3 protein-coding genes are annotated in these 2,461 nt (G+C 61.7%); 1 reads left to right on the plus strand and 2 read right to left on the minus strand.

Annotated features, from left to right (window positions below; all coding sequences use genetic code 11):
• Nucleotides 1-389 precede the first annotated feature (389 nt).
• Nucleotides 390-647, plus strand: a complete 258-nt coding sequence (infA, locus tag ABW22_RS13885; RefSeq protein WP_059757964.1) for a translation initiation factor IF-1 — start codon at nucleotides 390-392, stop codon at nucleotides 645-647.
• A 152-nt stretch (nucleotides 648-799) separates the two neighbouring features.
• Here infA and ABW22_RS13890 read toward each other — a convergent pair whose 3' ends face one another.
• Nucleotides 800-1,294, minus strand: a complete 495-nt coding sequence (locus ABW22_RS13890; RefSeq protein ID WP_059757968.1) for a L,D-transpeptidase — start codon at nucleotides 1,292-1,294, stop codon at nucleotides 800-802.
• A complete protein-coding gene (tadA, locus tag ABW22_RS13895) occupies nucleotides 1,291-1,806 on the minus strand; it encodes a tRNA adenosine(34) deaminase TadA (RefSeq protein WP_082708872.1) in 516 nt (171 codons plus the stop codon). The genes ABW22_RS13890 and tadA overlap by 4 nt, the downstream gene beginning before the upstream one ends.
• Nucleotides 1,807-2,461 lie beyond the last annotated feature (655 nt).

Consider the following 2,461-nt stretch of genomic DNA (forward strand, 5'->3'; position numbering starts at 1 on the left):
CACGGTGCCTTCCAGAAATCCTTGCAAATCCGCCAAGGTCTTCAATTGTTCGTCGTTCATACCGATCACCATGCTCCGCATATTGATCGATCCCGGCCACCTGCTCAGACTCAAACCCCGTTGGATTCACACCCCTCGCTCAGACTCAAACCCCATTGGACAATGCTCTTCCTTGCCAAGACAGGCCATCCCCCCCATACTGTCAAATGCATTAGTCTTTTGGTTTGTCCCTCCGGCCCCTGGCGGGCATCTTGTCGGCGCTCCTCATTAGCAGCCGCGCCGCGCAACCCCGGCGCGGCTGCCGCAGTTCCCACTGAGACTTTCGCACACCCCCACGCCGGTGCACGGCTTCGTCGCGCCATCGGCCAAGCATCATGAGGAATCAAAACATGGCAAAAGAAGAACTTGTAGAAATGGAAGGCGTCGTCAGCGAAGTGCTGCCGCAAACCCGCTTTCGCGTCACCCTGGACAACGGCTTCGAAATAACCGCCTACGCATCCGGCAAAATGCGCAAGCACCGCATCCGCATCCTGGCCGGCGACAAGGTCACCATCGAAATGTCGCCCTACGACCTCACCAAAGGTCGCATCAACTTCCGCCACAAGGACACCAACTCTGCTCCGCGGCCGGCCATGCAAAGACGTTAAAAGCCATCTGCAACGCGCAGGCGCCTTACGCACCAAGCTTCATCGAAGCCATATTGCGGCGCCAGCCGCCTGACTCGCCACGAGCGGCCACGCAGGCCGCTTCGCCCTGAGTCCCTTGACGCGTTCAGGACAGGCCTGTCGAAGGCTAATCCCTACGAAATCCGGACCTCCGTCCCCACCTTCACCAGATCGAACAGCTCCGCCACCTCCGCGTTCTTCATGCGGATGCAGCCGTGCGACGCCGGCGTGCCGACTTTGTGTTCCTCGTGGGTGCCGTGGATGTAGATATAGCGGTTGTGGGTATCCACCGTGCCGCCCTTGTTTTTGTCCGGCTCCAGCCCGTCCAGCCACAGAATGCGCGTCAGGATCCAGTCGCGCCCCGGGTTCTCGGCATCCAGTTCAGGCGTCCAGATTTCGCCGGTCAGTTCGCGCGCCTTGAACGCCGCACACAGCGGCGCGCCCGCGCCGATCTTCTCCGCAATGCGGTGCCGCCCGCGCGGGGTGCCATAGCTGCCGTTCTGCTCCCCTGCCCCGTTGGTCGCAGTGGAAACCGCATACTGCCGCAGCAAAATATCGCCATCGGGAACCGGCTCCCACAGATACAGCTGCTGCAGGCGCATGTCCACCTCGATGTACAAGTCGCTCATTGCACCGGCTCCTTCTTCTGCTGCCGGCGCGCCTCGAAAAAGCCCGAGATCATCGCCGCGCATTCGGACGCCAGCACCCCGCCGGCGATCTCGCAATGGTAGTTGAGGCGCGGCTCGGCAAACACGTCGATGATGCTGCCGTGCGCGCCGGTCTTGTACTCCTTGGCACCATACACCACCCGCGCCACCCGCGCATGCAGGATCGCCCCCGCGCACATCACGCACGGCTCCATCGTCACATACAGCGTGCAGCCCACCAGCCGGTAATTGCCGACCCGCGCCGCCGCATCGCGCAGCGCCATCACCTCGGCATGCGCCGTGGGGTCGTGGCTGGAAATCGGTTGGTTGAACCCGCGCCCGACGATCTCGCCGCCACACACCACCAGCGCCCCCACCGGCACCTCGCCCGCGTCCCAGCCCTGGCAGGCCAGTTCCAGCGCAGCACGCATGTAGCCAGCATCTTCAGCGTCTTTCAGCAGAGGCGCTACAGTTATGGGTGATTGGTCTGTCATTCGCTTTCCTGAACGCCCCTCGCAGGGCGCCTACAATCAAACAGTGTAATCTACGGGGCGGATTCAAGTCTGAAGTGCAACAGCGTTATGACGAAAGTGTAGGCTCTTTCATCGTTATTTGTTGGTGTTGGCCAGCGCTGTGGGAGGGGCGCCCTCGCCCCGATTGCGCACCGTCGCAACCGCCACGGCATCGGCCCGGGGCGGGCCTCCTACAACAGCAGACCCCTGCGGGGAGGCCGAAGGATAGGCGCCTCATCAGAAGGGACAAGACATGACTTCAACAACTAACAGTGACATAGCCAAAGTGTAACAATTTTCCTTCGCGACTTTATCCAGCGGACGGTCCTGATCTTCCATGGCAGTTGCCCCTCGCGACGTTTCTGGGCTCCGTCACACACACGTAATACTTCCCACCTATCGTCCGAAGGTCTGCCATCCCATTCCTGAGCCCCCTATATGAGCCACGAAGAAATGCGCCTTCAACTTGACACATCCTGAAAAACGCACGGCTGGTCACCCTGCTGCAGCCCGTGCTCGACCTGGTCGAAGGGCGGGTGATGGCTTACGAGGCGCTGTCGCGCGGGCCGTCTAACAGCCCGCTGCATGCCCCGGAGGCGCTGTTCCGCGTCGCCGCACAACACGGCTTGCTGCCGGC

The sequence above is a fragment of the Thiobacillus denitrificans genome (genome assembly GCF_001530125.1).
GTDB lineage: Bacteria > Pseudomonadota > Gammaproteobacteria > Burkholderiales > Thiobacillaceae > Thiobacillus > Thiobacillus denitrificans_C.